25 protein-coding genes are annotated in these 26,570 nt (G+C 71.6%); 12 read left to right on the top strand and 13 right to left on the bottom strand.

The window, feature by feature from the left end:
- The first annotated feature begins 256 nt into the window (after positions 1-256).
- The gene (locus NE234_RS30095; protein ID WP_252784116.1) at positions 257-3,022 is read left to right on the top strand and encodes an alpha-amylase family glycosyl hydrolase; all 2,766 of its coding nucleotides are present in this window, start codon (positions 257-259) and stop codon (positions 3,020-3,022) included.
- 102 nt (positions 3,023-3,124) lie between these two features.
- Here NE234_RS30095 and NE234_RS30090 read toward each other — a convergent pair whose 3' ends face one another.
- From NE234_RS30090 to NE234_RS30080, 3 genes are read right to left on the bottom strand one after another with little or no spacing between them, the layout of a single operon-like run.
- Positions 3,125-3,784 carry a response regulator gene (locus tag NE234_RS30090; protein ID WP_252784115.1) on the bottom strand — a complete coding sequence of 220 codons (660 nt, stop codon included), beginning with the start codon at positions 3,782-3,784 and terminating at the stop codon, positions 3,125-3,127.
- Positions 3,781-4,935: a sensor histidine kinase gene (locus tag NE234_RS30085; protein WP_252784114.1), complete on the bottom strand. Its 1,155-nt coding sequence runs from the start codon at positions 4,933-4,935 to the stop codon at positions 3,781-3,783. The genes NE234_RS30090 and NE234_RS30085 overlap by 4 nt, the downstream gene beginning before the upstream one ends.
- On the bottom strand, positions 4,932-5,765 hold the full coding sequence (locus NE234_RS30080; protein WP_252784113.1) for a CPBP family intramembrane glutamic endopeptidase: 834 nt from the start codon (positions 5,763-5,765) through the stop codon (positions 4,932-4,934). Before NE234_RS30080 ends, NE234_RS30085 begins: the two co-directional genes overlap by 4 nt.
- 247 nt (positions 5,766-6,012) lie before the next feature.
- Between NE234_RS30080 and NE234_RS30075 the strand changes: the two genes are divergently transcribed.
- Positions 6,013-6,903 carry an alpha/beta fold hydrolase gene (locus tag NE234_RS30075; protein ID WP_252784112.1) on the top strand — a complete coding sequence of 297 codons (891 nt, stop codon included), beginning with the start codon at positions 6,013-6,015 and terminating at the stop codon, positions 6,901-6,903.
- Positions 6,904-6,962: 59 nt separating this feature from the next.
- Here NE234_RS30075 and NE234_RS30070 read toward each other — a convergent pair whose 3' ends face one another.
- Both NE234_RS30070 and NE234_RS30065 read right to left on the bottom strand, forming a co-directional pair.
- Positions 6,963-8,366, bottom strand: coding sequence for an insulinase family protein (locus NE234_RS30070; protein WP_252784111.1), 1,404 nt, complete (start codon positions 8,364-8,366; stop codon positions 6,963-6,965).
- A 155-nt stretch (positions 8,367-8,521) separates the two neighbouring features.
- Positions 8,522-9,481 carry an ArsR/SmtB family transcription factor gene (locus NE234_RS30065; RefSeq protein WP_252784109.1) on the bottom strand — a complete coding sequence of 320 codons (960 nt, stop codon included), beginning with the start codon at positions 9,479-9,481 and terminating at the stop codon, positions 8,522-8,524.
- A 78-nt stretch (positions 9,482-9,559) separates the two neighbouring features.
- On the opposite strand from NE234_RS30065, the gene NE234_RS30060 reads away from it, so the two are divergent.
- Positions 9,560-10,804: an MFS transporter gene (locus NE234_RS30060; RefSeq protein WP_252784107.1), complete on the top strand. Its 1,245-nt coding sequence runs from the start codon at positions 9,560-9,562 to the stop codon at positions 10,802-10,804.
- Here NE234_RS30060 and NE234_RS30055 read toward each other — a convergent pair.
- The 3 genes from NE234_RS30055 to NE234_RS30045 all read right to left on the bottom strand — a co-directional run bounded on the left by NE234_RS30055 (position 10,729) and on the right by NE234_RS30045 (position 13,414).
- Positions 10,729-11,625, bottom strand: coding sequence for an RCC1 domain-containing protein (locus NE234_RS30055; protein ID WP_252784105.1), 897 nt, complete (start codon positions 11,623-11,625; stop codon positions 10,729-10,731). The two genes, NE234_RS30060 and NE234_RS30055, sit on opposite strands and share 76 nt — an antisense overlap.
- 315 nt (positions 11,626-11,940) lie before the next feature.
- A complete protein-coding gene (locus NE234_RS30050) occupies positions 11,941-12,723 on the bottom strand; it encodes a phosphatase PAP2 family protein (protein ID WP_252784103.1) in 783 nt (260 codons plus the stop codon).
- 10 nt (positions 12,724-12,733) lie between these two features.
- Positions 12,734-13,414 (bottom strand): phosphatase PAP2 family protein, encoded by a 681-nt coding sequence (locus tag NE234_RS30045; protein ID WP_252784102.1) that lies wholly within the window; start codon positions 13,412-13,414, stop codon positions 12,734-12,736.
- Between the two features lie 204 nt (positions 13,415-13,618).
- On the opposite strand from NE234_RS30045, the gene NE234_RS30040 reads away from it, so the two are divergent.
- The 7 genes from NE234_RS30040 to NE234_RS44595 all read left to right on the top strand — a co-directional run bounded on the left by NE234_RS30040 (position 13,619) and on the right by NE234_RS44595 (position 19,128).
- The gene (locus NE234_RS30040) at positions 13,619-14,293 is read left to right on the top strand and encodes a DUF2231 domain-containing protein (RefSeq protein WP_252784100.1); all 675 of its coding nucleotides are present in this window, start codon (positions 13,619-13,621) and stop codon (positions 14,291-14,293) included.
- A 273-nt stretch (positions 14,294-14,566) separates the two neighbouring features.
- Positions 14,567-14,965, top strand: a complete 399-nt coding sequence (locus NE234_RS30035; RefSeq protein ID WP_252784099.1) for a hypothetical protein — start codon at positions 14,567-14,569, stop codon at positions 14,963-14,965.
- 92 nt (positions 14,966-15,057) lie between these two features.
- Positions 15,058-15,642 (top strand): carbonic anhydrase, encoded by a 585-nt coding sequence (locus NE234_RS30030; protein WP_252784097.1) that lies wholly within the window; start codon positions 15,058-15,060, stop codon positions 15,640-15,642.
- Positions 15,643-15,844: 202 nt separating this feature from the next.
- Complete coding sequence (gene rodA / locus NE234_RS30025; RefSeq protein ID WP_252784095.1) at positions 15,845-17,023, top strand: rod shape-determining protein RodA; 1,179 nt, start codon at positions 15,845-15,847, stop codon at positions 17,021-17,023.
- A gap of 349 nt (positions 17,024-17,372) precedes the next feature.
- Complete coding sequence (locus NE234_RS30020; protein WP_252784093.1) at positions 17,373-17,726, top strand: protein kinase family protein; 354 nt, start codon at positions 17,373-17,375, stop codon at positions 17,724-17,726.
- Between the two features lie 2 nt (positions 17,727-17,728).
- Positions 17,729-18,862 carry a serine/threonine-protein kinase gene (locus tag NE234_RS30015; protein ID WP_252784092.1) on the top strand — a complete coding sequence of 378 codons (1,134 nt, stop codon included), beginning with the start codon at positions 17,729-17,731 and terminating at the stop codon, positions 18,860-18,862.
- 143 nt (positions 18,863-19,005) lie between these two features.
- Positions 19,006-19,128, top strand: coding sequence for a hypothetical protein (locus NE234_RS44595; protein WP_256529598.1), 123 nt, complete (start codon positions 19,006-19,008; stop codon positions 19,126-19,128).
- 55 nt (positions 19,129-19,183) lie between these two features.
- On the opposite strand, the gene NE234_RS30010 is transcribed toward NE234_RS44595, so the two are convergent.
- Positions 19,184-19,771 carry a hypothetical protein gene (locus NE234_RS30010; RefSeq protein WP_252784090.1) on the bottom strand — a complete coding sequence of 196 codons (588 nt, stop codon included), beginning with the start codon at positions 19,769-19,771 and terminating at the stop codon, positions 19,184-19,186.
- A 218-nt stretch (positions 19,772-19,989) separates the two neighbouring features.
- A complete protein-coding gene (locus tag NE234_RS30005; RefSeq protein WP_252784088.1) occupies positions 19,990-21,642 on the bottom strand; it encodes a carboxylesterase/lipase family protein in 1,653 nt (550 codons plus the stop codon).
- A 219-nt stretch (positions 21,643-21,861) separates the two neighbouring features.
- Here NE234_RS30005 and NE234_RS30000 point away from each other — a divergent pair, with 219 nt between their 5' ends.
- Positions 21,862-22,329, top strand: a complete 468-nt coding sequence (locus NE234_RS30000; RefSeq protein ID WP_252784086.1) for an SRPBCC family protein — start codon at positions 21,862-21,864, stop codon at positions 22,327-22,329.
- A 312-nt stretch (positions 22,330-22,641) separates the two neighbouring features.
- Here the strand turns inward: NE234_RS30000 and NE234_RS29990 are convergent, their stop codons facing one another.
- Both NE234_RS29990 and NE234_RS29985 read right to left on the bottom strand, forming a co-directional pair.
- A complete protein-coding gene (locus tag NE234_RS29990) occupies positions 22,642-23,403 on the bottom strand; it encodes an arylamine N-acetyltransferase family protein (protein ID WP_252784085.1) in 762 nt (253 codons plus the stop codon).
- Between the two features lie 66 nt (positions 23,404-23,469).
- On the bottom strand, positions 23,470-24,183 hold the full coding sequence (locus NE234_RS29985) for a L,D-transpeptidase family protein (protein ID WP_252784084.1): 714 nt from the start codon (positions 24,181-24,183) through the stop codon (positions 23,470-23,472).
- Positions 24,184-24,255: 72 nt separating this feature from the next.
- Here NE234_RS29985 and NE234_RS29980 point away from each other — a divergent pair, with 72 nt between their 5' ends.
- Positions 24,256-24,870 carry a DUF1707 SHOCT-like domain-containing protein gene (locus NE234_RS29980; RefSeq protein ID WP_252784083.1) on the top strand — a complete coding sequence of 205 codons (615 nt, stop codon included), beginning with the start codon at positions 24,256-24,258 and terminating at the stop codon, positions 24,868-24,870.
- A gap of 13 nt (positions 24,871-24,883) precedes the next feature.
- Here NE234_RS29980 and NE234_RS29975 read toward each other — a convergent pair whose 3' ends face one another.
- On the bottom strand, positions 24,884-26,551 hold the full coding sequence (locus NE234_RS29975; RefSeq protein WP_252784082.1) for an MFS transporter: 1,668 nt from the start codon (positions 26,549-26,551) through the stop codon (positions 24,884-24,886).
- Positions 26,552-26,570: the final 19 nt, after the last annotated feature.

Raw genomic sequence — 26,570 nt, 5'->3', positions numbered from 1 at the left:
ATCTTCGCGACGGCATGAGGACGCTCGCGGATCCGCGACCGCGCGGCGTCGGGATCACCTCGGACAAGTCTCGCCTGACTCCTAATCGCACCTGTCCTGTGACGGAATGGATCGAAGGATCACGTCACCGTAGCCGGTCAGGCCCAACAGGTGGGATTCGGGGTGTTCTCTGCCCATCTGGGGAGTTAAGAGATCTTTCCTCCGGACGTTCCGGTGATTTACGGTCTTGGCACCCCCGAGCCAGGAGCCCGCAACGATGCGCAACTCGGTACGAACCGCCCTCGCCGCCGCCGCGGCCACCCTCGGCGTGGCGGCGTGGTCCACGGCCCTGCCCGCGAACGCCGCACCCGCCTCCGCCGGTCCTCGGGGCGGTGCCCTGCACTCGCTCCGCGGGCCGGTGACGAACGAGAACTTCTACTTCGTGATGGCCGACCGCTTCAAGAACGGCGACACGGCCAACGACACCGGCGGCCTGGGCAACGACCCGCTGGTCAGCGGGTTCGACCCGACGAACAAGGGCTTCTACAACGGCGGTGACCTCAAGGGCATCACCTCGAAGCTCGACTACATCCAGGGGCTCGGGACCAACGCGATCTGGCTGACGCCCAGTTTCAAGAACAAGGCGGTGCAGCTGGAGGACGGTCCCTCCGCCGGATACCACGGCTATTGGATCACGGACTTCACGCAGATCGACCCGCACCTCGGTACGAACGCCGACCTGGCCGCGCTGGTCAAGGCCGCGCACCAGCGCGGCATGAAGGTCTACTTCGACATCATCACCAACCACACCGCCGACGTCATCGGCTACAAGGAGGGCGGGCGCACGGCGTACGTGTCCAAGGACGCCAAGCCGTACCGCACCGCCGACGGGAAGCCGTTCGACGACCGGGACTACGCGGGCACCTCGACCTTCCCCAAGCTCGACCCGAACACCTCCTTCCCGTACACCCCGGTGCTCGACGACAGCGAGAAGCACCTCAAGGTGCCGGACTGGCTCAACGACGTCACGCTGTACCACAACCGCGGGAACACCACCTTCACCGGCGAGGACGCGCAGTACGGCGACTTCTACGGGCTCGACGACCTGATGACCGAGAACCCGCGCGTCGTCCGCGGGTTCATGGACATCTACGAGACCTGGATCAGGGACTTCGGCATCGACGGCTTCCGCATCGACACGATGAAGCACGTCAATGACGAGTTCTGGCAGACGTTCGGGCCGGGCATCGTGAAGTACGCGCGGGAGCACGGCAAGCCGGACTTCTTCATGTTCGGCGAGGTCGCGCTCGACGGCAGCGACGACGCGGCCAAGAGCCTCACCTCGCACTACACGACGCACGACAAGATGCAGGCGGTGCTGGACTTCCCGTTCCAGGACGCCGCGCGCAGCTTCGCGTCCCGTGGCCGGGGCAACGCCGCGCTGGCGCGGTTCTTCGCCGGCGACGACTGGTACACCGACGCGGACTCCAACGTGTACGAGCTGCCGACCTTCCTCGGCAACCACGACATGGGACGCATCGGCTACTTCCTGACCAGCGACAACCCGGGCGCGAGCGACGCCGAGCTCGTGGCCAGGGACCGCCTCGCGCACGAGCTGATGTACTTCTCGCGCGGCAACCCGGTCGTCTACTACGGCGACGAGCAGGGCTTCACGGGCAAGGGCGGGGACCAGCTCGCCCGGCAGACGATGTTCGCCAGCAAGGTGCCGGAGTACCTCCAGGACCACCTGCTGGGGACGGCCTCGACGCACGCGGTCGACAACTTCAACCCCGACCACCCGCTCTACCGGACGATCAGTGACCTCGCGGCGGTCACCAAGCGGCACCCCGCCCTGCGGAACGGCGCCGAGCAGGTGCGGTACGCCTCGGACGGGCCGGGCGTCTTCGCGTTCTCCCGGATGGACCGGACGCAGCAGCGGGAGTACGTCGTCGCGCTGAACAACGCCACCACAGCGCAGTCGGCCGCCATCCCGACGTACCTGGCGAACGGCGGGTTCACGAAGGTGTACGGCACCGGCACGGCGACGTTGCGCAGCAGGGCCGACCGGACGCTGCAGGTGACCGTGCCGGCCCTGTCCGCAGTGGTCTACCTCGCCGACGGCCGGGTCCCCGCGTCGAAGGCCGCGCCGGCCGTCACGCTCGCCACGCCCGCGCCGGCGGAGGCGTCCCACGGGCGCATGCACGTCGCCGCGAACGTCGCCGGGTCCTCCTTCAACGAGGTGACGTTCCAGGTCAAGGTCGGCGACGGCCCGTGGCAGTCGATCGGCACCGACGACTCCGCCCCGTACCAGGTGTTCCACGACACGAGCGGCTACCGGACCGGCACCCCGCTGCGCTACCGCGCGGTGGTGCTCGACAACGCCGGCCACACCCGCTGGAGCCGGGAGCGGTCGACGGCCGTTCCGGCGCCCGCGGTGACCGTGACCGCCCCGAAGGACGGCGGAACCGTGACGAACATCGACCCGGTCACCGTCCAGGCGGACGTCGACCCCGAGCGGGCGACGGAGTCGGTGCGGTTCGAGCGCAGCGTGGGCGGCGGGACTTGGGAGGACCTGGGCACGGACACCTCCTCCCCGGCGTACACCGTCACGGACGACGTGTCGAAGCTCCCGCTGGGCACGCAGGTCCGGTACCGCGCCACCCTCCTCGAGCGCGGCTCGCAGCCGGTGACCGGCGCGCCGGTCACCGTGACCACCGCCGCGCCCAAGCCCGCCCGCGACCACGTGACGCTCGTCGGGTCGCTGCAGAGCGAGGCCGGCTGCGGCGGCGACTGGGACCCGGCCTGCGCGGCCACCCGGCTGGCGTTCGACACGGCCGACGGCCAGTGGCACGGCACCTTCACGCTGCCGGCCGGCGACTACGAGTGGAAGATCGCGATCAACGACTCGTGGACCGAGAACTACGGCGCGGGCGGCGCCTCGGGCGGGGAGAACCTCAAGCTCAGCGTCCCGGCGGACGGCACGAAGTACCGGTTCACCTGGAACCAGGTCACCCACGTCCCGTCGGTGGAGAAGGTCTCCTGACCATGGCGGCCCCCGCCCGTACGACGGGCGGGGGCGCCACCCGTCGCATCCGCCGGCGCCGCCGGTCGCATCCGCCGGCGTCACCCGTCGCGTCCGCCGGCGTCAGGTCACCAGGCCCCGGCGGTAGGCGTAGACGACCGCCTGCACGCGGTCCCGCAGGTCGAGCTTGGTGAGGATGCGCGAGACGTACGTCTTGACGGTCTCCTGGCTGATCACCAGGGTCGCGGCGATCTCGCTGTTGGACAGGCCGTTCGCGATGAGGCGCAGGACCTCCAGTTCCCGGGGGGTCAGCGGAACGTCGCCCGGCTTGTCCCCGGCGGGGCGGATCCGCGCGGCGTACCTGCCGACGAGCTGCCGCGTCACCTCGGGCGCGAGCAGCGCGGCGCCGGTCGCGACGGTGCGGATGCCGTTCAGCAGCTGCGCCGGTGGGGCGTCCTTGAGCAGGAACCCGCTCGCCCCCGCGCGCAGCGCCTCGTACACGTACTCGTCCAGGTTGAACGTCGTCACCACGAGCACCTTGATGGGGTCCTCCACGCCGGGACCGGCGAGCAGGCGGGTCGCCTCGATGCCGTCGAGCACCGGCATCCGCACGTCCATCACGACCATGTCCGGGTTCAGCCGCCGGGCGAGGTCGACCGCGGCGCGCCCGTCCCCGCACTCGCCCACCACCTCGAGGTCGGGCTGCGCGTCGATGATCGTCGAGAACCCCGTGCGGATCAGCGCCTGGTCGTCGCAGACCAGGACCCGGACCGGCGCGCTCACGACGGGCTCCCCGCGGGGACGCGCGCCTGTACGACGAACCCGCCGTCCGCCCGCGGCTCCGCGCTGAACTCGCCGTCCAGGGCCTCGACGCGTTCGCGGAGCCCGGCCAGGCCCCGGCCGCTCCCGCCGGGGGAGCCGGCCCGCGAGCCGGAACCGTCGGTGCAGACCTTCACGGTGATGTCCCTTCCGCCATAGCGCACGCGGACCTCGGTGCGGCCGCCGTGGGCGTACTTGAGGGCGTTCGTCAGTGCCTCCTGCACGACCCGGTAGGCCACGAACTCCGCGCTGCCGGCCGGCTCCGACGGCTCGCCCTCCTGAGTGAACTCCACCGGCTGCCCGGCGGTGCGCGTCTGTTCCACGAGCGTTTTGAGGTCTCCGGCCGACGGCGTCCTCACGTCGGTGTCATGGTCGGGGTTGAGCAGGTCGAGCAGGTGCCGCAGGTCGGTGATGGCGCGCCGGCCGGTGTCGGTGACGGCGCTCAGGGTCGCGTCGAGACGATCGGGGGCGGCGGTCAGGTAGCGCGCCGCCTCGGCCTGGACGACCATCGCCGTCACGTGGTGCGTGACGACGTCGTGGAGCTCGCGGGCGATCCGGGTGCGTTCGGCGGCGCGGGTGGCGTCGGCGACGTGGCGGCGGCGTTCGGCCTCGGCGGCACGGGTGGCGCGCAGCCAGGACCCGATGCCCCAGACGATGATCAGTGCCAGGTAGAACGTCACGTATTCGCTCGGCCCGTCGGTGCCGCCGAGCCGGTGGAGGACGACCGCCAGCGGCACGTACGCCACGGACAGGACGACCACGGTGACGCGCCGGTGACGTTCCAGATGGGCGCCCGCGCTCACCAGCGCGAGCGCCAGTCCGGCGGCCGCGACCGTCTGGTAGGCGCGGATCTGGTCGAGGACGAAGCCGAGCGACACCAGGATGAGGCAGGCGGCCGGCCACCGCCGGCGCACTGCGAGCGGGAGGGTCTCGAAGGCCACCGCGACGACGGTCAGAGCGTCGAAGGGACGGGCCGGCAGTCCGCCGAGCTGCGTCCCGTGATTGTGGAACGCCGGCAGGTACGTCAGGAGGATCTGCAGCAGCGCGAGCGGGGAATCCCGGACCGTGACGTCGAACCGCCGCCATACGTCCAGGAGCCGCCGGAGATCGATCACTGGGCGAGCGTAGCGGTCGGGGCGATCCGGTCGCGGCGCCGGAGAGGGACCAGGTTGCCGCGCCGGTGGGCCAGCCACATGAAGACGATGGTCAGGATCGCGCCGAACACGATCGAGTACACGCTCGCCTCCGGGCCGAACTTGCCGCCGCTGAGCAGGGACGAGCCCGACGTGACGCCGTGCAGCAGCCCCTTCGTGTCGCCGTTGCCGGAGACCTCGGTACCGAAGATGCCGGACTCGGCGAAGTTCCAGCCGAAGTGCACGCCGATCGTCACCCACAGGCTGCGGGTGGCGGCGTAGGCGGCGGCGAGCATGCCGCCGGCCTCGATGGCGATGGCGATCGCGCCCCACAGGGTGGCGTCCTTGTTGAACAGGTGCGACATGCCGAACAGCAGGGCGGTCAGCGTCAGCGCCATCCAGGTGCCGATCCATCCCTCGACGATCCGGAACAGGACGCCGCGGAACAGCAGCTCCTCCGTCACGGCGGCGGCGGCCATGAAGCCGATCAGTCCCAGCGCCCCCGTCACCGAGCCCCCGCCGTCGGTCCGGTAGTCGCCCAGGAAGGCGAGGTTCAGGATGACGGCCACGAACATCGCGACGCCGATCAGTGTCCCCCGGCCGAAGGCGGCGACGGCACCGGTCCTGGCCACCTCGACCGGCTCCCGGCGCTCGGACCACCGCACCACCCAGGCGTACACCAGCACCGAGACCACGGCCGACGCGAGACCGAGGATCAGGGTGAGGAACGCGTTCCCCTGGACCGCGGCCACGGCCTGACTGCCGACGAGGGCGACCACCGCGACGGCCACGAGCTGCTTCAACAAACGCATGACGACTCCTGTACGAGACCCGCGACCGGAGCGCCGCGGCGACGCCGAGAACGCTACGAATCCGAGGGGTCCTAAATCGTCACCGCGCCGTGGACACTCGTTGTGGCTCGTACGGGGGACAAAAGGGCCGCGCGAATGTCCGCCGTACGGTGACGCTTCCGATGGGGCCGGATCCGTAGCGTTCTCGACATCGCCCCGGCACCACGTTGCGGCCGCCGGGCATCGGAATCGCTCACCGGAGGACCCCATGAAGCGCACGATCAAGACGTCCGCCGTCATCGCCCTGGCCTGCGCCGCCGCCGGCATCGGGCTCGCCGGCTGCAAGGCCGACGCGACCGCCGCCGGCAGCCCCCTCGCCGCGCACCGGACCGATGACCCGTTCACCGGAACGAAGAAGATTCAAGTGAACGGCAAGGCGGTGAACGTGTCCTGCTCCGGCACCCTGTCCCGCCACAAGCCGGTCATCGTCCTGCTGCCCGGGCTCGGCGACGGGCTGGACAAGATGGCCGCCCTGCAGAAGACGCTCAGTAAGGACGACCGGGTGTGCTCCTACGACCGCCTCGGCGAAGGCGCCAGCGACAAGCCGGACGGCCCCCAGAGCTTCGCGAGCACCGGGAAGATCCTCACCGGCGTGCTGGACCACGTCGCCGGTCACCACCCGGTCGTGCTGGCCGGGCACTCACTCGGCGGAATGATCGTCGGCAGGTACGCCCCCGACCACCGCGACAAGGTCAAGGGCGTGGTCCTGATGGACGCCACCACGCCGAACTCGGTCGCCGACATCACCAGGGACATTCCCGCGAACGCCACGGGCCAGGCGGCCCAGCTGCGCGAGCAGACCCTCCAGGTCGACCAGGGCAACAACCCGGAGAACCTCGTCATCACCGACACCAAGGTCCGCTCCGCCGGGAACATCCCCGTCCAGGTGATCAAGCACGGCAAGCCCTACCTCGCGGCCTTCCCGCAGTACGGCCCGCGCATGGAGCAGGACTGGACCGCGGGCCAGCACAAGTGGCTCGCGCTCTCCCACCGCAGCAAGTTCAGCATCGCGGCCAAGAGCGAGCACTACATCTACCTCGACCAGCCCGAGGTCGCCGTCCAGGCCATCGAGCGCGTCGCCGCGCAGGCCGCGCGCTGAGCGACCGCGACGGGTCACGGCCCCTTCCCCGGCGCGGGAAGGGGGCCGTCGCCGGTCGGTCAGGGGCGCAGGAGACGAGCGCGAACCCGCTGGTAACGGGTCGTCGTGGGCCTGGGGATGCGGTCGGCAGGCCGCTGCGGGCGCGGCACGATCCGCTCGGCCGGGACCGCGTCGTCGAGGAGGGCGGCGAGGGAGGACCCGCCCGCCCAGAGCGTCGGCTCGACCGTCAGGGAGAAGCCGTCGCGGCCGATCAGCCGCCGTCCGCCGTCCGGCCAGGCGAGCATCGCCTCGCACTCGGAGAACCGGACCGTGACGCGACGAGAGCCCTGCACCCGGCTGACCCCGTCCGGGCCGACGATGAGGCGCTCGGTGTCGACCGGCGCGTCGGCGCTCCGGAGGACCCGCCCGTCGACCACGTCGGCCGAGCCCCACGGCGCCGGATGGAACCTGGCTCCCGGCAGCTCGCGGCCCGGCGCCATCAGCAGAGCCGACTGGAACGCCTCGGCGCCCACCTTCAGGACGGCCTCGGGGTCGACGGCGTCCAGGCGCGCCTCGTGCTCGCCGTCACCGATCGGCTCCAGCCCGAACAGTTCGCGCAACGCGTTGCCGTAGGCCCCGCTCGACGGTGAGTCGCGATAGGCACTACGGAGCCGGTGCACGATGTCCGTGATCTCCTCGTCGGACGCCGCCTCCTCCGCGGTGAGCCGGAAATGGAAGACGAAGGCGGACACCAATTCGGCGTGCTTCTCCGGCAGGCCGTCGGCGAACGCCATGACATGGGCGACCTCCGCGTCGCGCACGTCGTACGACGCGTCCGGGCTGTAGCTGATTCCGAGTTCCCGGCGCAGTTTCTTCTGCAGCCGCCGGCCGAGCAGCATCGCGTACGCCTGAGCCGCCACCGACCGGCCCACCACGGCCTGGGCCGCGACGTATTTCTGCTTGGGTTCGCAGAAGTACGCGGGCGTGGTGGGCAGCGCGGATGACGGGGGCGGCGGCGGCATCCGCTCGCCGGCGGGCAGGTCGAGGCGCAGGGATTCCGGTGGCGGGCCGCCGGTGAACACCAGCACCGCGTTGTCGCGGGTGAACCACCGCCGCGCCCATGCGGAGATCTGATCCGGCGTGTGCCGGCCCACCCCGAACTCCTCGTAGGCGGGCGCGCCGTAGGTCGCCGCGCCGTACCGCCAGACGAGGAGCGGTTCGACCAGGACGGGGGCTCTGCTGCTCGCCTCGGCGCGGAGGACGTGGTTCTCGATCGGCAACCGGTCGAAGGGCAGCGAGCCCAGGGCGCGGCACACGCCGGCGAGGAACTCGGCGACCTCCTGAGGTTCGCCTTTCGTGACGAACACCGTGGTGGTCGCGTCCACCTGGCCGTTGGTGGCGTGGGGCCGGCTGTGCACCGCGAACAGCGCGAGATGCTCGATCAGATGAGTGATCCCCCGGACGGCCAGCTGTTCGTCGGCCATTCCGACCCGGAAGATGAGATGGGCCGTGAGATCGCCATCGCCGGGCGTCCAATAAGCGGGTATTCCGTCGACTTCTGTCCGGTCCCAGCCCACGGCGCCCTCCTGGATAGCGCGAAAAGATTAGAGCCCGACGCGATCATGGTCAATGCGCGTCGTCAGGCGGGGGCGCCGAGGAAGGACTCGGCGATCGCCGTGCGGGCGTAGAGCACCGAGCGGCCCGCGCGATGGGCGCTGACCATGCCGGCGTCGCGCAGCGCGGTGAGGTGCTGGGACACGCCCGCCGGGGAGATGCCGGTGCGCCGGGCGAGCTCGGTGGTGGAGGCCGGCGCCGCCAGCTCGGTCAGCAGGCGGGTCCGGGACCGGCCGATGACGGCGGCGATGGCCTCGGCGCGGGCCACCGGGCGGTGTTCCCACAGCGTGCCCGTGCCCCGGGCGGGATAGGCCAGCTGCGGCGACTCCGGCGGCCGCGACCAGGTGTAGACCTGCTCGGTGAACGCGGAGGGGACGAGCAGCAGGCCGGGCCCGGTGCTCTCGCGCGAGAGGGCGCAGTGGCGGCGGACCATGCGCAGCGTGTTGTCGTCCCAGCGCAGGGTCGAGTGCAGTTCGTTGAACAGGTGGCCGGTGCCGCGTTCGGCGACCTGCCGGGCGCGGTGGAAGACGTCGGCGTCCAGCAGAGCACGGATCTTGGCCCAGTACGGGGCGAGCGCGAGGTCCCAGTACGCCTCGAGCTCCGCGCACAGCTCGTCGAGCCGGACGTCGGGCACGGGGTGGCGGAGGCCGCTCCGGCCGAGGAGGTCGAGGTCGGCGCGGACCTGGTCGGCGGAGGTGGCGCGGATGGCGGCCAGTTCGGTGGCGAGGTCGGGGGCCGGCTCGTCGGCGGGCGGGGTGAGGAGGTCGGGGATGTAGCCGGACGGCGTGACCAGCCGGGCGAGCAGTCCGTGGTCGAGACCCGCGGCGGCCACCCGGGGCCGTACCTGATCCAGCCATGGACGGTGCACCGGGTGCGTCCTGCCGGACGCCAGCAGGCGGAAGCTGGTGACGACCTCCCACATCGGGGAGACCGTGAAGCGGGTCAGCGCCAGATCCTCCGCCGAGAAGGCCAGTTCGGACAGCATGACCCCTCCGGGGATCGGTGGATTCGGCCCTGGCTTAATCAATGGTGACGATTGTAGGCGCGGCGCAGGATCTCGGGCATGTTGTCCACGTTCAGCGGGTTGCCTCGCCTCGCCTGGGTCCTGTTCGCCGGAACCGTCGTCAACCGGCTCGGGTTCGTCGTCACGCCGTTCCTCGTCTTCTACCTCGGGTCGCGCGGCGTCTCGACCGAACAGGCGTCGTACGTGCTGGGGGCGCTCGGTGCGGGCAACCTGATCGGGCCGATGGCCGGCGGGCTGGCCGCCGACCGCGTGGGGCGGCGGGCGACGATGCTGGTCGGCCTGGTCGGTACGGCGACCGCCCAGGGCCTGCTGTTCGCCGCGCCGAACCTGGTGACGCTGGCGCTCGCGGCCGTGCTCCTCAGCGGCACGGCCACCATGGTCTCGCCCGCCGTCGGCGCGCTCATGACGGACACGGTGACCGGCGAACAGCGGCGCGCGGCCTTCTCGCTGTTCCACTGGGCGGTCAACATCGGGACCGCGGTCGCGGGGATGCTCGGCGGGTTCCTGGCGGCGCACGGGTACTGGCTGCTGTTCGCGGTCGACGCGGCGACCTCCCTGGCGTACGCCGGAATCGCCGTGGCACTGCTGCCCGGCGGGCGCGGCGGGGGCGAGCGGTCCGGCCCGGCCGAGGGCGGAGCGGGCTACGGCGTCGTGCTGCGGGACCCGCTGATGCGCGCGCTGCTGCCGCTGCTCGGAACGGCCCTGGCGATCTACTCGCTGACCGAGGTCTGCCTGCCGCTGGCGATCCGTGACGACGGGTTGTCCACCGCCACGCTCGGCATGATGGCCACGCTCAACGCCGTCCTGGTCGTGATCCTGCAGCCGGTGGCCCTGCACGTCCTGTCGCGGTTCCGGCAGATTCCGGTGTACGTCGCCGGCAGCGTGCTCGTGGCGGCCGGCATCGCCCTGACCGGGGTCGCGCACAGCCCGTGGGCGTACGCGGGGACCGTCGTGCTCTGGTCGGTCGGCGAGGCGACGGTCGGCGGCGTCCCCGGCGCGATCGTGGCGGGCCTGGCCCCGGAGTACGCCCGCGGCCGCTACCAGGGCGCGTTCCAGTGGACCTGGGGCCTCGCCCGGTTCGCGGCCCTGTCGGTGGGCACCGGCGTGTACGCGTCGGCCGGACCGGCCGTGGTGTGGTGGTTCAGTGCGGTTGCCGGTACGGCGGCGGCGCTGGGGGTGGGGGCGCTGGCTCCGCGGATCGCAGGTCGTCAGTCGCCACCGCCGCCCGCGCCACCGCCTGCGCCACCGGCCGTCCCACCGCCCGCGCCCGTCATGGCGGGCTGAGCCGGTCCGCCGATGTTGCCCCACTCGACGACGACGCCGTCAGTCCGCAGGGCGACCACGAAGTCGCTGCCTGCGGAGATCTGGATGATGCCGCGCAGCCAGGGAGGCGGGCTCGACTGGCCGAATTCGTCCCGCCCCCAGGCGAGCACGGTGCCGTCCCATCGAAGCGCGGCGACGAAGTCACCGCCACCGGAGACCTGCCGCAGCCCGGAGATCCGGTTGGCGATGCTGACCACGCGGAACGTGTCCGCTCCCCAGGCGAAGAGCCTGCCGTCCCACCGGAGTGCCAGGGAGAAGACGCCGCCCGTGGACAGGTCCCGTATCCCGGACAGCCAGCGCGGGGGGCTGGCCTTGCGGAACTCGTCGTTGCCCCAGCCCACCACCCTTCCATCGGAGCGCAGCGCGATGCCGAAGCTGTCGCTGGCCGACGCCAGGATGATTCCGGAGAGCCGACGGGTCAGGTCGGCCTCGCGGAACTCATCGGCGCCCCAGCCGACGACCGTGCCGTCCCACCGCACCGCCAGGGCCCATCTGGCACCGGCGGAGATCGCCCGGACGCCGGTCAGCCAGCGCGGCGGGGTCGCCTTACCGAACTCGTTGTTCCCCCAGCCCACCACGGTGCCGTCGGTGCGCAGCGCGATGCCGAAGTCACTGCCGGCCGAGATCGCGGTGATCCCCTTCAGCCGGCGCGGGAAACTCGACTGGCCGAACTGGTCGGCGCCCCAGCCGACGACGGTGCCGTCCGTGCGCAGCGCCAATGCGAAGTCACCGCCGGCGGACACCGCGATGATGCCGTGCAGCCGGACCGGCGGAACCGGCATCGGCCGTCCGCGTGGCGGCGACGCGGCGCACACCGCTCCGGGCGCGGCCCACGCCAGCACGGCCACGGTGGTCGCCGGCGCGACCGCGCGCCACCGACGATGAGTTCGCGTTCTCGGCCACATGGACGGCCGGCCTCCCCCGGACCTGAGCCGTACGGACGGCGTGCGGGACCGACGTATCGGCCTCCCATGCTGTCGCGCGACCGCCGACTGAGGCGGCCGATCTCGGTCACGGCACCGTCAGCAGCCGGGAAACAAGCGGCAGGCGTGCCGAGGTCAGGCGAGAGCGCCGTGAGCACGGGGGGTGGGGCGTGGTCAGGCGGGGGTGGCGTGGTCGTCGCCGGTGATCCGCGGTTCCGCCTCGGGTTCGGCGCCCTCGCGGATAGGGTCCGCCGGGCGCCGGCCCTCGCCGCGCCGCCAGGTCTCGAACGCCGCGGTGGTGGCCAGGACGATGGCGACGCCGAGGATCCACCCGCCGATGACGTCGCTGAGGTAGTGCACGCCCAGCAGCACGCGGAACAGCCCGGACGCCACGCTGAGCACGGCGGCCGCGATCCAGGCCACCGCGCGCCACGCGCGGCGCAGGAGGGGAAGGACCACCAGCACGATCGTCGCGGTGCCCACGACCGTCATCAGCGCGTGCCCCGAGGGGAACGACCCGCCACCCGCGTGCGCGATCGGGCTGGGCAGCACGGGGCGGGTCCGGCCGACCGCGGCCTTGAGCGTCCCGCTCACCACCCCGGCCACCAGCACGTTCGTGGTCGCCCAGGCGGCGAGCCGCCGCGCGCCCCGGTAGAGGAGCCAGGCCGCCAGCGCGAGGAGGATGATCCGGAACACCCACGGGTGGAAGACGTACGCGGTCGCCCGCAGCGGGCCGACGAGCGCCCGGTGCCGGAGGACGAAGCCGTGGGTGTGGAGCGTCGCGCTGTCGTCGAGGTGCCGCAACGGCGCCCAGTGCGCGTTGACGAGCGCCAGCAGGACGACGAACGGCACGGCGACGAGGAGGACGGCGGCACAGGCGAGCGTCAGCCTCAGGCCGAGACGCCCGTCCGGACTGAACCGCTGGTATGTCCACCTCCGTACCCTTTGTTGCCACATGCCGGACCCCTTACCCAGGTCGGTCCGTGGGCACGCGAGGAGCGCGGCCGGCGTGGTGGCGGCCGGCGGCGGGAGTGCCCACGTCCTCCAGCCCGCTGCGGATGCGCGGCAGGTCGAGGAACCCCGAGACCAGGAGCGCGGCACTCACCGCGGCGAGGCAGCCGCCCACGACGTCGAGCAGGTAGTGGACGCCGAGGTACATGCGGGCGAACGCCACGACGCCCGCGAACAGCACTCCGACGGTCGTCGCGAGCGGCCGCAGGCGCCCGCGTACGAGCAGGGCGAGGATGAGGGCGACCGCGGCGGCGACGGTGGCGTGCCCGCTCGGGAAGCTCATCGCGTTGTCCGGCGGGATCACCCACAGCCGCCGGGGCGGCCGGTGCTCGGCGACCAGGGTCTTCACCACGTACGCGATCGCCAGCGCGCCGATCATCAGGCAGGCGGTCAGCAGCGCGTCACGGCGGCGCCGCAGGAGCCACAGGATCACCGGAACGACGACCGCGACCACGGCGCCGACCGCGGCCTGCGCGACCAGCGTCGCGGCCTTGGCGACGTCGGTCAGGACCGGGGTCCGCAGGGCGACGAGATGCTCGTCGAGGCGGAGGTCCGCGTCGGTCAGCGCGGTGGTCTTGGCGGCGAAGCCCAGCACCGCCAGGACGGCCAGCAGGAGCACCCCTCCGATGAACTTCATCCGACCCGCCACGTCCCGCCCTTCCAGCACCCCGCGGTGTTCACCGCGATTTCACGACCAGGACACGTTAGCGCCGTGATCGCCACGCTGCGCCGCAGACGCGACACATGCGGTGAGTGATCGCGTCGGGCCGGTGCGCGTTCAGAGGGGATTCATAGCCTTCTCTCAGCCATCGCGGGGCCGTCTCTCATAGCTTCTGGGTCCATGACTACGGCCCTGACCGAATCCGACACCCCGGCGAAACCGCCCGCACGGCGGTTCTTCCCCTCGGACCCCTCGGTCCTCCTCCTGGCGGCGACCTTCGTGGTCGCCGCCGCGGTGGCCCCGTTCGAGCTGTCCAAGCTCTTCGGCCTGCCCGCCCACGCGCTGTTCCTGCACGTCCCGGTGGTGCTCGTCCCCATCCTGGCGGGCGTCGTCATCGCCCTGGCGGTACGCCCCGTCTGGCGGGTGCGGTACGGCCTGGCGGCGGACGTCTTCGGCATCGTGACGATGGCGGCGACCATCCTCACCGCCGGTGCCGGCGAGAAGCTGCGCGACGAGCGCCTGCAGCGGATGAAGGCGATCGGCCGCGCCGGCGGCCCGGACGGCCCCGGCGGGGGTCGCCCGCGCCGGGCCGGCGGAGGGGAGGGGAATCTCCTCGAACGGCACGCCGAGCTGGGCGGGCAGCTGCGCCTGCTCGTCATCGCCCTCGTGCTCCTCCTGGTCGTCCTCGTCATCCTCGCGCGGTACCGCGCGTTCACGACGGAGGGCTTCCTCGCCAGCCCCGCGCTCGGCACCGTGGTGGCCGCCCTCGCCGTCGTGGCCGCCGTCGTCTCGGCGATCTGGGTCGTACGGACCGGCCACCTCGGCGCCGAGATGACCTGGCACGGAGGCGACTGAGCGCACGGGCGCGGACCGTTCCGGCCCGCGCCGGCGCCCTTCGCGCAAGAGACGTCGGGGACCGAGCCGATCCGGACACGGCTCGGCCCCCGACCCGTTCGCGACCGGACCACTTCTTTACCGTCACAGACCGTAGCCACACCGACACCTCTGTCTGCCCGGACGTGTAGAGCAGCCTCCGACGGCAACATAGAGTCATGTAATGGCAACTCTTCGTCATTGATTGGAGCGGGGTTGGCCTGGAGGCGGCGGGCGAGAGGCGGTGCGCTCCAGATGACACGCGCGGCCGCCGTCATCCTGTGGGCGCTGACCGTGACCGTCGTCATCCTCGTCCACGGCGCCGGACCGCACGACACCCACGCGGCGGTCGTCCTGGCCTCGATCCAGGACGGTCACCCGGTGCCCCTCCCGTGCCCGGCCTCCCGAACGGCGGGCCGGTTCCGCTCCGATCCGGGCGACGGCGGCCGGCCCACGCCATGGGGTCACTGCGACGCCGTCCTGCACCGCGCGCCCGCGCCGCCCCCCGGCCCCGGCGCGCAGCACCCGCGCCCGTCCGCCGTACGGCCCGCCGAGACGGCGGATCCACGTTCGACGGCGCCCCGCCGGGCCGACCGCTCGGCGCACCCCCGCACACCGCCCGAACCCGCACGCCTGCAGGTCTTCCGCTGCTGATCCGCGGCCCGCCCGTACGCGCGCGGAGCGAGCACGCCGCGCCCGACGGAGCACCGGTTCACCTCACCGTCCCCAGCGCGAAGGGCTTCGCCATGCAGTCACTGATCGACCATGCCCGCAGCTTCCACCAGCAGGTCGCGACCCACCGCGGCCGGCGCTCCCCGTTCCGGCCGGACCACACGCCACAGGCGATCTTCGTCTCCTGCTCCGACGCCCGGGTCGTCCCCTCGCTGCTCACCGGCTCCGCACCCGGAGACCTGTTCGAGCTGCGCACGGCCGGCAACGTCATCCCGCCCCACCGGGTGGGGCGACTGACCGCCGAGGCCGCGACCCTTGAGTACGCCGTGGTGGTCCTCGGCGTCCGTGACCTCATCGTGTGCGGCCACACCCGATGCGGCGCGGTCGGCGCCCGTACGGGCCTCGGCGGGCTCCGCAACGCTCCGACCACGAGGTTCTGGCTGCTGCACACGCACCGGTGGCGGGGGATCCGCGCCCAGGAGCAGGAGGACCCGGGCCGGCCGCACCTCATCTCCCAGCTCGACAAGCTCCGCCGCTATCCGTGGGTGGCCCGGCGCCTGGCCAACGGCACGCTGCGGCTGCACGGCTGGTTCTACGACGTCGAGACGGGCGCGGTCTGGAGATACCAGCCCGACACCGGCACGTTCGTCCCCCTCTAGGCGTCCCGAAGGGCTCCGCCACCTCCCGATCCTCGCCTCAGGAACGTTCCCACCAGGCACGAGTATGCTCGGAGAGTGACCGGCCGATCACCTACTGCCATGTGATCGAGTCCCGCCCGGGGTCCGCGGCCTGCGCCGCGGCCCGCGGGCGCGGATGGTCGGGGCCCGTCGGGGGGCGGGTTCGGGGGGTGCGATGTTCGGAATGCACGACACGGTACGGACGGCGAGGCGGCGTTCGCTGCTGCGCCGCTGGTCCGGCCACGAGTCACCGCTGCGCCGGCTCGACTGGGTCCTGCTCGGCGCCGTCATGAGCCTGACGCTGATCGGGACGCTCCTGGTGTGGTCGGCGACCCGGCCCGCCCTGCTGCACACCGGTCAGGATCCGCAGGTCTTCCTCAAGAAGCACCTGCTGACGGTGGCGATCGGCTTCGGGCTGGCCGCGCTGGTCACGGCGCTGGACTACCGGCTCGTGCGCGCGTACGCGCCGATCGTCTACGGCGCGTCCTGCGTCGGCCTGATCCTCGTGCTCACGCCACTCGGCTCGACGATCAAGGGGCATCACTCCTGGATCGAGCTGGGCGGCGGGTTCCAGCTCCAGCCCGCGGAGTTCGCCAAGGTGGGCCTGGTCGTGGTGCTCGCCGTGCTGCTCGGCGAGCCGAGGGACGCCCAGACCGCGCCGGACACCCGCGACATCGTGGTCGCCCTCGCCCTCGCCGGACTGCTCGCGGGCCTGATCATGATGCAGCCCGACCTCGGAACGACCATGGTCCTCGCCGTCGTCGTCCTGGCGATGGTCGCGATCTCCGGCACGCCCAAGCGCTGGCTGGTGGGCCTGGTGGGCGGCGGCGTGGGCGGCGGGATCGCCGCCTGGCAGTTCCACCTGCTGAAGCCGTACCAGATCAACCGGTTCATCGCCTTCGCCGACCCCTCGGCCGATCCCCGGGGCGCGGGATACAACGCGGCGCAGGCCCGCATCGCGGTCGGCTCGGGCGGGCTCGCCGGTCAGGGGCTGTTCCGGGGGCAGCAGACCGGCGGCCACTTCGTCCCCGAGCAGCACACCGACTTCATCTTCACGGTCGCCGGCGAGGAGCTCGGCTTCCTCGGCTCCGCGCTGATCGTCGTGCTCGTCGGCGTGGTGCTCTGGCGCGGCCTGCGCATCGCCGCCCTCTGCCCGAACGGCTTCGGCATGCTCGTGGCGACCGGGGTGGTGTCGTGGCTGGCGTTCCAGACGTTCGAGAACATCGGCATGACCATCGGCATCATGCCGATCACCGGGGTCCCGCTGCCGTACATCTCCTACGGCGGATCGGCGACGCTCGCCAACATGATCGCCCTCGGCCTCCTCCAAGCCGTCTACCTCCGCCAACGCGCTTTCAGCTGACCGAAGGACCGGCTCAGCGGTCTTGGGGGCCCCTGGCGGGGTGGATCACTGCCCATCCCGAAGACAAGATCGAATACACCCGGCCGCTGCCGGCCAGGGTGACCCCCTGGGAGTCATTGCCGCCAAGACCGGAATCCCCAAGACCTCGCTACACCGCTACCTCGCCGACCCTGCCGAACAGCCGCGAGATCCCTCTGCCGGCTAGGACGAACCGGCTCGCGTTGACAGACCTCGGGGCCCGCACATCAACTCATGGATCTGAAGGGCTGGGAAATACCACCGGTACCTATGCTGGTCCAGCCACCATTCATGTCCATCTGGCTGGCACCTTCCAAGCCGAGGAGAGTCGATGCGCAGTGGTTTGGAGGTGGCCGGACGATATCGACTGGATGCGCCTCTCGGCCACGGCAGCACGGGTGAGGTCCGGCAGGGCATCGTCCTGCGCCTGCTCCGCCCGGTCGCGGTCAAGGTCCTCTTGCTGAACGGGGCGACCGACGGGGGCCAGGTGGCGCGTTTTTGGCGGGAGGCCGGGATCCCCGCCACCTTGAACCACCCCGGGATCACCACGGTGTTCGACATCGATGAGAACACCAACGGCGGTCCGCGCATGCCGGGTGTGTCGCCTTCACGATCGCGTCATGATCCCCATCGCGCTGGTTCGCCGGCAGGAGGGACAGGAATGTTCGAAATGGGAGAGGCGTGACAGTGGAAGATCAGATCCTCGGGGGCCGTTACCGGTTGGTGCGACAACTCGGCGAGGGCGGAATGGGGCAAGTATGGGAGGCGCAGGACGAGACGCTGGGCCGGAACGTCGCGGTCAAGGTGATCTCCCTACTCGCCGGTGGCGGGAGCCGTGGCGACGAGGCGCGCGCCAGATTCCTGCGCGAGGCACGGATCACCGCCCAACTGCAACACCCCAACATCGTCACCATCCACGACCTCGGCGAGACCGGCGCGGGAAACGAACGGGTCCCGTTCCTGGTGATGGAACTGCTCCGAGGCGAGGGCCTGGACGCGATGCTGCGCCGAGGCGCCGTCGCCTTGCCGGACGCGGCCCAATGGGGCGCGCAGATAGGTGACGCCCTGGCTGACGCGCACAACGCCGGAATCATGCACCGGGACATCAAGCCGTCCAACATCCTGGTCACGCCGTCCGGCAACGTAAAGGTCCTCGACTTCGGCATCGCGAGGGCGGCCGACCCCTACGCGACCGCGGACCGAATCACCCAGACCGGCTTCATCGTGGGCACACCCCCCTACATGGCGCCCGAACAAGCACGCGGTTTCCCGGAACCGCGCAGCGACCTGTACGCGCTCGGCTGTCTCCTCTTCGAGCTGATCACAGGCCGACTGCCCTTCCAGGCCCCCGACACCGTGGGCTATCTCTCGGCTCACCTCACCCAGGAACCCCCCGCCCCCAGCTCTGTGTCCACGACCATCCCATCCGCCTGGGACGACCTCGTACTGACCTTGCTGCGCAAGGACCCCACACAGCGATACCCGAACGCCGCCGACCTCGCCCAGGCACTACGACGACTCGACCACACCCACGCCGCCGGACCGAGCCGCATCCCCCCACCGACGGAGACCAATAGGGAGGTTGCACCGTCGACTACGACAGGGATCACCATCGCCGACTCCCGACCAGATGACGGGCCTGTCGCAACCGAGGCAGGCGATGTGATCAGAAGGCGCGCCGGCGAGCCAAAAAGAACTAGTTCTCTTTCTGAATTTTTGAGGACAGACTCTGGATGTATTATCGGGGGGCTGGCATTCATCGTAATCTTCGTGGGGGTCATAGCTCTTATCGAGATTTTGTTGGGCCACGGCTCCCGGTAATATCTGATCAGGACATGTGGCGCGAGGGCGAATACGCCCGGCTGCCGGCCAGGGTGACTCCCTGGGAGTCATTGCCGCCAAGACCGGAATCCCCAAGACCTCGCTACACCGCTACCTCGCCGACCCTGCCGAACAGCCCCGGGATGCCCGTTACCGCGCCGCTCACACCCGGCGAGGTCGTCGAGCAGTTCCCCACCCTCGGTCTCTCCCTCGGGGACGAACTGCCCGCCCAGCGCGACACGCTCCGCGAGCGCATCGCGCTGTAAGAAGTTGTGTCGAAGCTGCCGAGCCATGACGTCGTGTGACGGCGGGAGGCGACGTTCAGGTGCGTTTGAGCGTGAGCTGGTAGGGGTCCTCCCACCGATCGAAGTAGAGCTGGTTACCGGCGTCGACGTACGGCGTATTTCGTGGTGAGCCTCGAAGGTAGGCGACGGCGATGTTGGTGAGTTCGATCTTGCCGCCCCCACAATGGGTCATGCCTTTCGGCTCGTCGCAGTCGGCCAACCACTCTGCCTGTTCCTCGTGGATCGAGGCAGTGTAGGTCTCCACCCTGCCGGATGCCTTCTCATGGGCAGCCAGGACGTCCCCGTACGAAGCGCGGTCGAGTATCTCTGAGATGGCCAGGTCGAGCGACTCCGTCTCAGTCCCCTCCATCCCGTCGTACGGGGCGTCGACTCGACCGTGCCAGTAGCCGGCCTGCAGCGTGGCACGACGAGCGTGGTCCCGCCAGGCGAGAGTTCCTGGGGAGAATGGATGTTCTACCTGCTCGGCCCAGCCGATGAGAAGCCCTGCGGGACTGCCGTCGGCCACACGGATCTCCACGACCGTGGGCGTACCGCGTTGCCGTAGGAACAAATTCCGCTGCTTCAGGTCGTCCTTGGTGCTCTGGCCCAGGCGGTTGATGTCCACAAGTCGAGAGTGTCGAGCTGGTCGCAGGGTCAGGGCAACCCTCGTCGCATTTGATGCCCGCCTTCACCGGGCCGCTCTGAAGATCACACACGTCAGTGCCGAGGGTTTTCGTTGCTCACGGCACCAAAACCCTCGGCACTGACGTGTGGTGCGGCGCACCGGCCCGAGCCGCAGCGGAAGGGCTCCGGCGTCGCCGCCGGAGCCGTTCGCCGAGTCGCCTACTCGGCGGTCTTCCAGAAGGCGCACTGGTGCTCGGTGGCGTCGTCGACCGTGCCGATCCGGGCCGGGGCCAGTGTCTGGACGGGCCCGTCGCCGGGCGCGTACGCCTTCCAGGCGGGGGCGCCGTCGGCGGCCGGCGCACCGGCGCGGGCGAAGGCGGTCCAGTAGCCGATCATCGTGCCCGCGAGTCCGCGCTGGGCGGAGTCGAGGGTCACCGGGGTGCCGTCCGGCCGGTTGACGTCGAACAGGTAGGTCAGGTCGGAGATGTGCGAGGCGCCCGCCGGGAATCCCTCGGGGAACGCCGTCCACGTCGGCGCGTTCGGGTCGGCGAACTCGTACGCGTGCACCGGGGTCCGCCGCGCGAGCGCGTCCGCGTCCCGCAGGACCGGGCAGACCGTGGTCCGGTCGGTCTCGATCGCCGCCCAGGCCAGGGCGGGCGCCCACTGCTCGCCTGCCGCCGCGTAGGCGGACGGCGGGTAGTGCCGGCGCACCTCGGCCGCCCGCGTCCCGTACGCCTGGTCGGTGAGCCGGACGTACCGCTGCTCGGTCATCGGCGCCCCGCCGATCGCCGGGTTCACGAGGGCGGCGGTGACCATGCGACCCTCGTCGCGGGTGTGCCCGATGACCGTCGGGACGTGCGCGAACCGCCCGGTGCGGATCGCCGTCTCGGGGTCGACCGGCAGGGTCGGCGTGCCGTACGCCCCGCTGGAGAACTCCTCGGTGTGCGGCAGGAGACGGTCGGTGGGGAGCCCGCGCAGGCAGGCGATCGCGGTCGCCTCGTCCGCGCAGCCGAGGTCCCTGGCCAGCGCGCCGCCCTGCGCGTCGACCGCCGCGAGCGGTCTCCACTTGTCCGTGGCGGTCGTCGCGGGCGCCTGCCGGCCGGGCATGAGGGTCGGGGTGTAGCTGCCGCAGCTCGCGCTCTGGATGATGACCTTGTCGTACAGCCCCTTCGCGGCCGGGGACGTCAGCTGCCCGCACGTGCTGATCGCTCCGGCCGACTGGCCGAACAGCGTGACGTTCCGGGCGTCTCCTCCGAAGGCCGCGGCGTTCCGCCGGATCCAGCGCAGTGCCGCCTGCTGGTCCTGCAACCCGAACGTGCCCGAGCCGGGAAGCCCGGCGTGCCCGAAGAACCCGAAGATCCCGAGCCGGTAGTTCACCGTGACCACCACGACGTCGCCCTGCGCCGCCATCCGGCGCGGCTCGAACTGACTCCCGGAGCCGCTGGTCAGGTCACCGCCGTGCAGGAACACCATCACGGGCCGCGCCGCCGACGCGCCGCGCGGCGTCGTGACGTTGAGGGTGAGGCAGTCCTCGCTGACCGCGCTGCCCACCGGCTTGTTGTACGGCAGCTGCGCGCACACCGGTCCCGGCTTCGTCGCGTTCCGAGGCTGGGACCAGGGGGTCACGGGCCGGGGCGCCGTCCACCGCAACGGGCCGACCGGAGGCGCGGCGTACGGGATGCCGTCGAACTCCCGCACCTCGGCGCCGACGCTGCCCAGAACCGGCCCCGAGGCCGTCCTGACCAGCCGTCCGTCCGCCGCGTCCGTCGGCGTGGCCAGCGCCGGAGCCGCCGTGAGGCCCGCCGCCAGGAGGCCGGCGGACGCCATGCTCCCGATCCGTACGGTGTTCCGAATGATCTCTCGTTTCGCCATGTCCGAGAGCTTCGGCGGAGACGCTGACCGCGCGCCTACCGGTCACTGACAGCCGCATGCCGCCTCGGTCAGCGGCAGGCTCCGATGCGGGCGCCGTGGTGAGCCGGAGCCGCCGCCCCTCTGCGCCGATCGGTGCGTCGGCTGCGGCCGACCGTGGCGGTGACGATTCCCGAGCCCGCCGTGGTGCGAGATCGTGGGGGCGACGCCCGGGAGGTCGGCATGGCAGGCGACGGACGCAGGTTCTCGGTCACGGTGACGGCGCGCAGCAGCGCCGCCCCGGCGGCGTTGTTCCGGCTGGTCGCGGACGGCGGCCGCTGGTCGGAGTGGGCCGGGACCCTCTCGCCGCGCTCGTCGTGGGAGCGGCAGGGCGACCCGGCGCCCGGTGGGATCGGCGCGATCCGCCGCCTCGGCCTGTGGCCGGTCGTCGTCCGTGAGGAGACGGTCGCGTACGAGCAGGACCGGCTGCACGGGTACGCGCTGCGCACGCCCGCCCCGCTGCGGGACTACCGGGGCGAGGTGACGTTCGAGGCCCGTGCGGACGGCGGCACGTCGGTGGTGTGGCGGGGCTCCTTCACCGAGCTGGTCCCCGGCACGGGGCGTGTCGTCCAGCGGGCGCTGCTGCTGGTGCTCCGCTCGCTGACCCGCCGCCTCGTACGAGCCGCCGAGCGTGAGGCCCGGACCCCCTGACGGGACTTCCTCCTGAGCTCACGGTCCGAGGCTCGCCCGGTCGTCGTTCCGCTCGGATGGGGGGATCGGTGGTCCGTGGCTGCCTCTGTCCACAGGCGGTAGAAACGACGCAGCACCGCGAGATGGGGGAAACGCCATGATCGATCGTGTTGGGCTGGCGGAGTTCCTCCGGAGTCGTCGCAAGGCACTGCAACCGGAAGACGTCGGTCTTCCCCGCGGTCCCCGTCGCAGGACCGACGGGCTGCGGCGCGAGGAGGTCGCGGCGCTGTGCCTCATGTCGACCGACTACTACTCCCCGTCCCGACCACGGGTTCAGGACGCCCTGACCTCCGGGACGCGGTCGAGCTGGACGCCGAAGTGGGTGCGGTAGGCGGCGAGCACCTCCGCGTCGTCGCCGAGCCGTTCCTCACGTCGCTCGCCGTCGACCGTACGGATGAGGGTGCGGCCGTTCAGCGTGATCCGGCCGGTCTCGGTGAGCAGCGAGCACACGAGGGACCGGGTGAAGTGGGACGCCGGGGACGTACGGTGCCACCAGCAGCCGGCGACGAAGTCCCGCAGCCGCCGCGGGCGGGTCTCCAGGCGGTAGGCCGGCCGCCCGTCCCGCAGCACGTCGAGGTCGCCGTCGACGGTCTCGACGATCCGGAAGGTGCCTCCGGGGTCCTCCTGCTCGCCGCGTTCGTCGATCCGCAGCGGGTGGTGGGCGTGGTCGCCGAACCCGACGTCGACCAGCCACGGCCCGACCCGCAGGGCCAGGTGGTCGTACGGGATGCCCGGTCCGTCGTCGCCGAGGACACGGGCGGCGAGGTGCGTCACGTCGTAGCCCAGCGCCGACAGCAGGGCCCCGAACGCCCCGTTGAGCTCGTAACAGAACCCGCCCCGCCGGCGGTCGACGATCTTGGCGACCAGGGCGTCCTCGTCGAGGACGATGTCCTCGCCCAGGTGGATGGCGAGGTTCTCGAACGGCACGGCGAGCAGGTGCCGCAGGTGCAGGTCGTGAAGAGCCTCGTCGTCGGGGTGCGCGGGCAGGTCCGCGCCGATGCGCGCCAGGTAGGCCTTCACCCGGATGTCGTCCATGCCTTATTCACGCACGCGGGCACGGCACCGGGCCATCGGTCATGGGTCGTACGCCGGGTCGTAGGGCTACGAGCGGAAGAGCGCGCTCCGCGGACCCATGATCATCCGGTCGTTCGGGACGAGGGTGCGCATGACGGCGCGCAGCCTCGACTCCCTGATCGACACGCATCCGCCGGTCGGGGTGATGCCGCCGACGTGGAAGAAGATCGCCGACCCCAGGCCGGGCTTGGCATTCGGCCGGTTGTAGTTGATGACGACGGCCTGGTGGTACGGGCCGCGCTGCGCGATCGCCGACAGGTCCTCGTCGGTCGAGCGGCACGGGTCCGAGTAGTACTCGTTGTAGTGGCTCTTGCCCGGGGTGGCGCCCCAGCAGTCGCCGCTGCTGCGCAGGGTGCGGTACTTGAGCTTCGTCCCGGGGTTGCCGAGCCCGAACGCCTCGGTGAGCGTGAACGACCCGGTCGGCGTCGCGCCGTCACCTTCGCGCTTCGCGCCCGGCCGGGCGAAGGCGCCGGTCCCCGCGCGTCCCGTGGTGACGCTGACCCGCTTCCACGCGTTGCCCTGCTTCGCGCACTCGGTGACCACGACGTGGTTCGAGTCGAACGAGGAGGAGATCGCGAACACGACGTGCGAGGCCGAGCCGGTGGTGTAGCGCAGCCTGCCCTGGTTCGCGGCGGAGCACGGGTCGAAGGTCTGGGCCTGCGCGGCGGGCGCAAGGCCGGTGAGGGCGGCTCCGCCGGCGAGGACGAGCGACGCGAGAAGGGCGGTTCGATACGGCTTCATGAGCACCCCCAGCGGTGTTCGGCACCACCACGAACCCTACGCACCGGGACGCGGGCGATCTAGGGTGGCGCCATGACGAATCTTCCGGAGCGGCGCGAGATGCGCATCTCCGACGCCGAGCGCGACCAGGTCGCGGCAATCCTGCGCGAGGCGGCGGGCGAGGGCCGGCTCGACCTCGAGGAGCTCGACGAGCGCCTCACGGCAGTCTACGCCGCCAAGACGTACGGCGACCTGGAGCCCATCACCCGTGACCTGCCCGAACCGGCGGCCCGGCCGGCCGCCGCGGCGCGCGGGGACCGGTTCGGCGGGACGCCCGGATCCCGGTCGGCGTTCGGGATCATGAGCGGGTTCCAGCGCAAGGGCACGTGGGTGGTCCCCGAGGAGTTCACCGCCGTGGCGTTCTGGGGCGGTGGGCAGCTCGACCTGCGGGAGGCGACGTTCGAGGCGCCCGTGGTGACCATCCGGGCGTTCGCCGTCATGGGCGGCGTGGAGATCATCGTTCCCGAGGACGCCGAGGTCCACGTGAACGGGATCGGCATCATGGGCGGCTTCGACCACCGCGCGAGCGGCGTGGGCGCGGCGGGCGCACCGAAGATCATCATTACCGGGTTCGCGTTCTGGGGCGGGGTCGGCGTGCAGCGCCGAGCCTCCGACGCCGATGCACGGCGCCGGAGGCTCGAGAGTTAGCACCCCTCGCGTCTCACTTCGGCTCGCGGGCGTGCCTCGGGAGCAGGAACGCCGCGAGGAAGGTCAGGCCGAGCAGGCCCACCTCGACCCAGAGCACGATCTTCATCGTCTCGACGAACCCGCTCTTCACCGCCGTACGGCCGACGTCGGCGGCCGCGCGCTGGGCCGGGACGCCCGCGGCGCGCACCTCTCCCTCGGCGCGGAGGCAGGAGGCGGGGACCGCCTCGGCGTCCCTGGCCACCGCCCGGTCGTGGCCGCAGTCGCGCAGCCCGGCGACGAGCCGGTCCCGGGCCGGTCCGGACACTCCGGCCGCGGCGAACGCCTTGGGCGCCGCCGAGTCCGTGGCCGACGCGACCTGGCCGCCGAGCACCCCGAAGAAGATGGTGCCGAGGACGGCGACCCCGAGGGCGCTGCCGAACTGCTGGACGGCGGTGAGCGTCCCGGACGCCGAACCCGTCTCGTGGGGCTCGACCGCCGCCAGCACGGTGTCGAAGAACGGTGCCATCAGCAGGCCCATGCCGATGCCGGTGAGCGTGAGCGCGGGGACGAAGTCCCACGGGCCGACGCCCGTGCCGGCCAGGTGCAGGGTGAGGACGATGGCCGCGACGCCGAGGGCCATCACCAGCGTCCCGCCGTGGATCACCCGGCGGCCGAACTTCTGGACCGCCTGCGCGACCCCGAAGCCGATGACCACGCCGGCCGACCAGGGCACCGTCGACAGCCCGGCCCGCAGCGGGGAGTACCCGAGCCCGATCTGCAGGAACAGGCTGAAGACCAGGGAGAACCCGGCCATGCCGGAGAAGAACACGGTTCCGACGACCAGCCCGCCCGTGAAGCCGCGCTTGTGGAACAGGCTCGGCACGACGAGCGGATGGCCGCCCGCGCGCTTCGTACGGGCCTCGTACCAGCCGAAGAGCCCGAAGACGGCGACGCCGACGGCGATCATCGCGAAGGTCCACGCCGGCCAGCCGAGCTCGCGGCCCTGCACCAGCGGGTAGACCATCAGCAGTGAGGCGAGCGCGGCCAGCAGTACGCCGACGAGGTCGAGCCTGGCCGCCTCCGGCGACCGGGAGGCGGGCAGGAACCGCAGCCCGCCGAGCACGGCCAGCAGCCCGAGCGGCAGGTTGATGAGGAAGATCATCCGCCAGCCGGTGCCGAAGAGGTCGGCGTCGATGAGCCAGCCGGCGAGGATCGGGCCGCCGACCGAGGACAGGCCCATCACCGGGCCGAACGCGCCGAACGCCTTGCCCATCTCCTCCTCGGCGAACATCTCCTTGATCATGCCGAGGCCCTGCGGGAGCATGACGGCTCCGAAGAGCCCCTGGAGGCCGCGGAAGGCGATCAGCATCTCCGGGTCCTGCGCGAGGGCGCACAGCAGCGAGCCGGCCGTGAAGCCCAGCGCGCCGATCACGAACATCCGCCTGCGGCCGACGACGTCCCCCAGCCGCCCGCCGGTGATCAGGCCGACCGCCATCGCCAGCGTGTAGGCGGCGCCCAGCCACTGCACGATGCTCGCGCTGCCGCCGAGATCGGCGCGGATCGACGGCGCCGCGATGCTCGTGATCATGGCGTCGAGCATGTCCATGACCTCGGCGGCCAGGATGACGAACAGGGCGACCCACCGCCAGCGGTACCCCGCCGAGGTGCCGACGCCCATCCGGGACTCGTCGGTAGCGGTCATGACTTCTCCTCTGGTGTTT

Origin of the sequence: Actinoallomurus rhizosphaericola (genome assembly GCF_024055675.1) — a bacterium.
GTDB lineage: Bacteria > Actinomycetota > Actinomycetes > Streptosporangiales > Streptosporangiaceae > Actinoallomurus > Actinoallomurus soli.
This window is presented reverse-complemented; position numbering and strand designations above follow the sequence as displayed.

Excerpts from the sequence above, each read along its gene's own strand:
- NE234_RS30095 (WP_252784116.1), top strand. The coding sequence starts at position 257 with ATGCGCAACTCGGTACGAACCGCCCTCGCCGCCGCCGCGGCCACCCTC.
- NE234_RS30080 (WP_252784113.1), bottom strand. The coding sequence starts at position 5,765 with ATGCGTTTGTTGAAGCAGCTCGTGGCCGTCGCGGTGGTCGCCCTCGTC.
- NE234_RS30075 (WP_252784112.1), top strand. The coding sequence starts at position 6,013 with ATGAAGCGCACGATCAAGACGTCCGCCGTCATCGCCCTGGCCTGCGCC.
- NE234_RS30070 (WP_252784111.1), bottom strand. The coding sequence starts at position 8,366 with ATGGCCGACGAACAGCTGGCCGTCCGGGGGATCACTCATCTGATCGAG.
- NE234_RS30065 (WP_252784109.1), bottom strand. The coding sequence starts at position 9,481 with ATGCTGTCCGAACTGGCCTTCTCGGCGGAGGATCTGGCGCTGACCCGC.
- NE234_RS30060 (WP_252784107.1), top strand. The coding sequence starts at position 9,560 with ATGTTGTCCACGTTCAGCGGGTTGCCTCGCCTCGCCTGGGTCCTGTTC.
- NE234_RS30055 (WP_252784105.1), bottom strand. The coding sequence starts at position 11,625 with ATGCCGGTTCCGCCGGTCCGGCTGCACGGCATCATCGCGGTGTCCGCC.
- NE234_RS30050 (WP_252784103.1), bottom strand. The coding sequence starts at position 12,723 with ATGTGGCAACAAAGGGTACGGAGGTGGACATACCAGCGGTTCAGTCCG.
- NE234_RS30045 (WP_252784102.1), bottom strand. The coding sequence starts at position 13,414 with ATGAAGTTCATCGGAGGGGTGCTCCTGCTGGCCGTCCTGGCGGTGCTG.
- NE234_RS30040 (WP_252784100.1), top strand. The coding sequence starts at position 13,619 with ATGACTACGGCCCTGACCGAATCCGACACCCCGGCGAAACCGCCCGCA.
- NE234_RS30035 (WP_252784099.1), top strand. The coding sequence starts at position 14,567 with ATGACACGCGCGGCCGCCGTCATCCTGTGGGCGCTGACCGTGACCGTC.
- NE234_RS30030 (WP_252784097.1), top strand. The coding sequence starts at position 15,058 with ATGCAGTCACTGATCGACCATGCCCGCAGCTTCCACCAGCAGGTCGCG.
- rodA (WP_252784095.1), top strand. The coding sequence starts at position 15,845 with ATGCACGACACGGTACGGACGGCGAGGCGGCGTTCGCTGCTGCGCCGC.
- NE234_RS30020 (WP_252784093.1), top strand. The coding sequence starts at position 17,373 with ATGCGCAGTGGTTTGGAGGTGGCCGGACGATATCGACTGGATGCGCCT.
- NE234_RS44595 (WP_256529598.1), top strand. The coding sequence starts at position 19,006 with ATGCCCGTTACCGCGCCGCTCACACCCGGCGAGGTCGTCGAGCAGTTC.
- NE234_RS30005 (WP_252784088.1), bottom strand. The coding sequence starts at position 21,642 with ATGGCGAAACGAGAGATCATTCGGAACACCGTACGGATCGGGAGCATG.
- NE234_RS30000 (WP_252784086.1), top strand. The coding sequence starts at position 21,862 with ATGGCAGGCGACGGACGCAGGTTCTCGGTCACGGTGACGGCGCGCAGC.
- NE234_RS29990 (WP_252784085.1), bottom strand. The coding sequence starts at position 23,403 with ATGGACGACATCCGGGTGAAGGCCTACCTGGCGCGCATCGGCGCGGAC.
- NE234_RS29985 (WP_252784084.1), bottom strand. The coding sequence starts at position 24,183 with ATGAAGCCGTATCGAACCGCCCTTCTCGCGTCGCTCGTCCTCGCCGGC.
- NE234_RS29980 (WP_252784083.1), top strand. The coding sequence starts at position 24,256 with ATGACGAATCTTCCGGAGCGGCGCGAGATGCGCATCTCCGACGCCGAG.
- NE234_RS29975 (WP_252784082.1), bottom strand. The coding sequence starts at position 26,551 with ATGACCGCTACCGACGAGTCCCGGATGGGCGTCGGCACCTCGGCGGGG.